Source organism: Novipirellula sp. (assembly GCF_041583735.1).
GTDB lineage: Bacteria > Planctomycetota > Planctomycetia > Pirellulales > Pirellulaceae > Novipirellula.
Map to the genome: position 1 here is coordinate 1 of NZ_JBFHFD010000620.1, position 5,162 is coordinate 5,162.

Annotated in this window: 4 protein-coding genes; all 4 read left to right on the forward strand. The window is 56.8% G+C overall.

Going from position 1 to position 5,162, the window contains the following annotated elements; genetic code table 11:
• The first annotated feature begins 430 nt into the window (after positions 1-430).
• The 4 genes from ABX962_RS29615 (at position 431) to ABX962_RS29630 (ending at position 5,112) form a co-directional block, all read left to right on the forward strand.
• Positions 431-1,453, forward strand: a complete 1,023-nt coding sequence (locus tag ABX962_RS29615; protein ID WP_372724929.1) for a LacI family DNA-binding transcriptional regulator — start codon at positions 431-433, stop codon at positions 1,451-1,453.
• Positions 1,450-2,379, forward strand: coding sequence for a ribokinase (gene rbsK, locus ABX962_RS29620; protein WP_372724931.1), 930 nt, complete (start codon positions 1,450-1,452; stop codon positions 2,377-2,379). The genes ABX962_RS29615 and rbsK overlap by 4 nt, the downstream gene beginning before the upstream one ends.
• A gap of 247 nt (positions 2,380-2,626) precedes the next feature.
• Positions 2,627-3,592: a sugar ABC transporter substrate-binding protein gene (locus ABX962_RS29625; protein ID WP_372724933.1), complete on the forward strand. Its 966-nt coding sequence runs from the start codon at positions 2,627-2,629 to the stop codon at positions 3,590-3,592.
• Complete coding sequence (locus ABX962_RS29630) at positions 3,589-5,112, forward strand: sugar ABC transporter ATP-binding protein (RefSeq protein WP_372724935.1); 1,524 nt, start codon at positions 3,589-3,591, stop codon at positions 5,110-5,112. The genes ABX962_RS29625 and ABX962_RS29630 overlap by 4 nt, the downstream gene beginning before the upstream one ends.
• Positions 5,113-5,162: the final 50 nt, after the last annotated feature.

A 5,162-nucleotide genomic window follows, 5' to 3' on the forward strand; every position in this document is an offset into this window, starting at 1 on the left:
GCTCCGCGATCATGACGCCACCCCCGTAGTGGATCTTGCTAAAGATCCCTCGAGCAACAGCCCCGCTCGATGACAGGCTGGCAGCCTGTGCTACCCCCCGAAAGTCTTCGTGACTTTCGCTACAGCTCATTCTTTGATGTTTTTGCCATCCATCTTTTTGCCGTCAAATTTCTGGAGCTAATAAACCGCAAGCGTCAGCACGATCTCGTTGACAGTCTGGCAGCCTGTGCTACGGGGGCGGATTGCTCTATAGACAACGGTTGACGGGGGCGACTGTGGGGAGTAACTTGGCACAATCGTTTGTGCTTGGTGTGCAAGAATTGGACGGGTTGCGGGATTTGTCGCGGCGGAGAACCTGCTTGCGGGGACTTGTTGCCTTGTCCACTACGGATTCGTTCACGACCCTGAAGAGATGTTTGCGGCAGGATCCATGATGTCGGTGACTCTACAAGATGTGGCGGATGCGGCGGGGGTGAGCGTTTCAGTCGCTTCACGCTCGCTGAACGGTCGCGCTCGTGAGTACCGGATCAGTGAGGCGACCGAAAAAACCGTCAAGAAGACGGCAGCGAAACTCGGCTTTCGACCTAGCCAGGTCGCCCGTTCGCTGCGACTGAAACGCTCGGGACTCGTCGGCGTGGTCGTTCCCGATCTGTCGAATCCGTTCTTCGCCTCGATCGCTCGCGAAGTCACACTGGCGGCCGAACACGATGGCTACTCGGTGATCGTGGCCGATAGCCGTGAAACGACCGCGAATGAAGAAAAGCTGATCGAACAACTACTGGGCCGACAAATCGAAGCCTTGGTCGTCTGTCCCGTCGGCCGACAACACAATCATCTGGCCGCAATCGATGCCTCGGGACTGCCGGTGGTCCTGGTCGATCGCGGCTTCGCCAAAAGTAAACTCGTGCAAGTCACGTCGGATCATCGCTGCGGCGCCCAGCGGGCTACCGAATTGCTGCTGGATCATGGACACCGGTCGATCGGCGTTTTGCAGGGACTGCCGGGAACACTGCCCAACGACCAGCGGATCGAGGGACTTCGCGACGGATTGGCGAAACATGAAATCGAATTGGATTCGTCGATGGTCGCCGGGGACAGCTTTAGTGAACACTCGGGGTACGAGTCCGCCCGACAACTACTGAGCACGCACCCAAACATCACGGCGTTTTTTGCCTTCAGCACCCCAAATGCTCTGGGGGCACTCCGCGCGATGTCGGAATTGGGACTGCGTGTTCCCGAGGACCTGTCGATCGTGACGTTTGACGACATTCCCTTCGCCGACTTTATGAGCGTCCCGCTGACGACGGTTGCACAAGACGTGCCGGCTCTGGGGCGGACCGCTGCGGAATTGATCAGCAAACAACTGCGAACGGGCAAGCGTCCGCGAACCAAAAAGCATTCGATTGAAGTACACCTGGTAAACCGAGACTCGATCCGCGAGGCAAAACAATGAACATCCAACGTCCTCCGAAGATTACGGTGGTCGGATCGATCAACATGGATCTGGTCGTTCGCTGTGACCGATTCGCTCGTCCCGGAGAAACGATTACCGCACATTCGTCGTCCGAGATCAGTGGCGGCAAAGGAGCCAACCAAGCGGTCGCCGCTGCACTCTCAGGCAGCAATGTGCGAATGATTGGCCGAGTCGGCGACGATGCTTTCGCGAACACGCTACTGCAAAACCTGCAATCGCACGACATCGATTGTCACGGCGTTTCGAAAACGAAGGATTGCCCCAGTGGATTGGCCGTGGTGACGGTCGAAGCGAGCGGTCAAAACGCAATCATGTTGGTGCAAGGAGCCAATGGACGCGTCACGCCGGAGGACGTCGATGCCAATCGCGATGCGATCGAGACGGCCGACGTGGTGCTGCTGCAGCTCGAAATTCCGCTGGACGCCGTGTTAGCGACGATCAAGATCGCCAAACAAGCGGGAGTGCGAATCGTGCTTGATCCCGCACCGGTCCCGCCGGTTTGGAGCGATGAACTGTTATGCGTGGACTTAGTTTGCCCCAACGAAACCGAGGCGGCTGCGATCACGGGGCGGCCGGTCGAGACGATTGCCGATGCCAAAGAGGCGGCCCGGGAACTGCACCGCCGAGGATGCAAGAACGCGGTGATCACCTTGGGTGACCGTGGATCGGTGCTGTATACGAACAACACTTTCCATCAGTTTGCCGCCGACAAAATTACGGTGGTCGACACCACCGCGGCGGGTGATGCGTTCGCAGGCGCCTTGGGTGTCCGCTGGGCCGAAACCGACGACCTGGTCGAAGCGATGCGATTCGCCAGTGCTGCGGGCGCGATCGCGGCATCACGCGATGGCGCCCAACCGAGCATGGGAACGCGTCCAATGATTGAGGAGCGATTGAAGTTTTAAAGTTTGAAAATTGAAAATCACTCGCGTGTGAGCATTTCGTAGCGAAACTCGTCAAGAGTTTCGGGGGACATACGCCAATCGAACGAAAGTCTTGACGACTTCCGCTACGGCGAAAACAGACAACCCTTTATCGGAAAATTGTTTCACCCCGTTTGCTTAGAGTGCTCAAACGACCCGGTGTCTTACGGCCCCACAGCTCACGATAAAACATCCTTCCATTTTTACCGCACACGCTAAAGAGAGAACCATGAACGTTCGCCATTCCATTTTGCTGTTAGCCCTGCTGTTGTCTGCAGGCTGCAATTCATCGTCAACCACGCCCGAGGATCGCCAAGCATCGGGCACGGACAATGACAAGCCTCGCGTCGCCTTGATCATGAAATCGCTGGCGAACGAGTTTTTCTCGACGATGGCCGATGGGGCGACGGCGCATCAAGCCGAGAACTCCGATGACTACGACTTGGTCGTCAATGGGATCAAGGACGAACGAGATCTCAGCCGCCAAGTCTCGCTCGTCGAAGAGATGGTGGCCAGCGGCGTCGATGCGATCGTGATCGCTCCGGCAGATTCAAAAGCCTTGGTTCCCGCACTGCGACGTGCATCGCAAGCGGGCGTCGTCGTGATCAACATCGACAACCGACTGGATGCCGAAGTGCTAACGCAAGAAAAAATCTCGATCCCGTTTGTTGGCCCCGACAACATGGCGGGAGCCAAGAAGGTGGGCGATCACTTGGCCGCCAAACTGAACAAGGGTGACAAGGTGGCGATCTTGGAAGGCATCCGCACCTCGTTTAATGCCCAGCAGCGTTTGAAAGGTTTCCAAGCCGCGATGCAAGACGCCGGAATCGAGATTGTCGACAGCCAAACGGCCGAATGGGAGATGAGTAAAGCGAACACGATCGCATCGTCGATGCTGAGCGAACATCCCGAAATCAAGGCGATCCTGGCCGCCAACGACTCGATGGCCTTGGGGGCAATCGCAGCGGCGAAAAGTGCGGGCCGCGAAGGCGAAGTGATGATTGTCGGCTTTGACAATATCACCGCGATTCAAGAGGCGATCAAACAAGACAAAGTCTTGGCGACCGCCGACCAACATGGCGATCAGTTGGCGGTATTCGGCATCGAGGCGGCTCTGAAGCAAGTAACGGAAAAATCGGCAGCAACCGATGACGTCGAAACTCCGGTCGATTTGGTGACGAAGGAAAGCCTGTGAATTCGCTGTTGCAAGTCGACGGTCTGACCAAACGCTATGGCAACGTGACGGTATTGCGTGATGTATCGCTAGAGGTACGTCAGGGCGAAATCCATGCACTGTTGGGAGCCAACGGCGCCGGAAAGAGCACGCTATGCAAGATCGTTAGCGGGCTTGTGCCAAAGTCCGAGGGCCAGATGACACTCGATGGCCACTCGTTTGCTCCGTCGAACAAGCAAGACGCCGAAGCCGCTGGCGTCGAGATTGTGCAACAGGAATTGAATCTGATTCCGACGCTATCGGTCGCCGAAAATCTGCTACTGACTCGGTTACCTCGTCGGTTTGGCGCGATCGACTCGCGTGAATTACATCGCAGGGCAGCGCAAATCCTGGATCGCTTTGGATTGGCCGATGTGGCAAGCGACGCGTTGGTCGGTTCGCTGGGGGTTGGGCGGCAACAAATGGTCGAGATCGCAGCCGCTTTAGCTCGGCAGTGCAAATTGCTGATTCTGGACGAGCCCACTGCGGCGCTTTCGGGCAGTGAATCCGAGCAATTGTTCGCTCACTTGACACGGCTGCGAGACGAAGGGGTTGCAATCATCTACATCAGCCACCGGCTGGATGAAGTCGCACGACTGAGCAACCGCGTTACGGTGCTGCGTGATGGGATGCTGGTGAGCACTCAATCGACTGCATCGCTAACGACCGATGCGATGGTCGATTTGATGAGTGGCGAAACCGCGGTGGCGGCCAAGCGTGACCACGTTTGTCATGCGACGAATCAGGATGCAATGCGAGTCGAGTCGGTGACGTCGGGGATCGTTGACGATGTCAGCTTCACGGTGCGGCGAGGCGAGCGACTTGGGATCACGGGATTGGTGGGATCGGGCCGTACGGAATTGTTGCGAGCGATCTTTGGTGCCGATGTTGCCGCGGCTGGGCACATTTTTCTTGATGACGATCCGACACCGCGGCGGTTCCGGCATCCCAGCGAGGCGGTTGCGGCGGGCTTGGCGATGGTCACCGAAGACCGAAAACAGGACGGGTTGCTGTTGTCGCAATCGATTCGCATCAACACGACCCTAAGCAGTATGTGGCGACGATTTTCGCGATTCGGACTAACTCGCGAGGCCGAAGAAAACCGAGTTGCCACGCAGATGCGTGATTCGATGGCGACACGCTGCGAGTCGATTGATCAGTTCGTCGGCACATTGAGCGGCGGGAACCAACAGAAGGTTGCCGTGGCAAAATGGTTGGTTCGCGACGCTGACGTCTTTCTGTTTGACGAGCCGACTCGCGGGATTGATGCCGGAGCCCGACAGCGGATCTATCAGTTGTTCGAAACGTTGGCGAGCCAAGGCAAAGCGATCGTGATTGTCAGCAGCGATTTGGAAGAATTATTCGAAACATGCGATCGCATCGCGGTGATGTCGGCGGGGCGGATGGTCGAAACGTTTGATCGAAACGAGTGGTCGGAAGAAAAGATCATGCAGGCATCGTTCCGCGGCTACAAAGACCGTTCGCAAATCGTAAACACCTAAACCAATTCTGTTATGAAACAAACGCAGCTTAAACAATCGATTCTTCAATA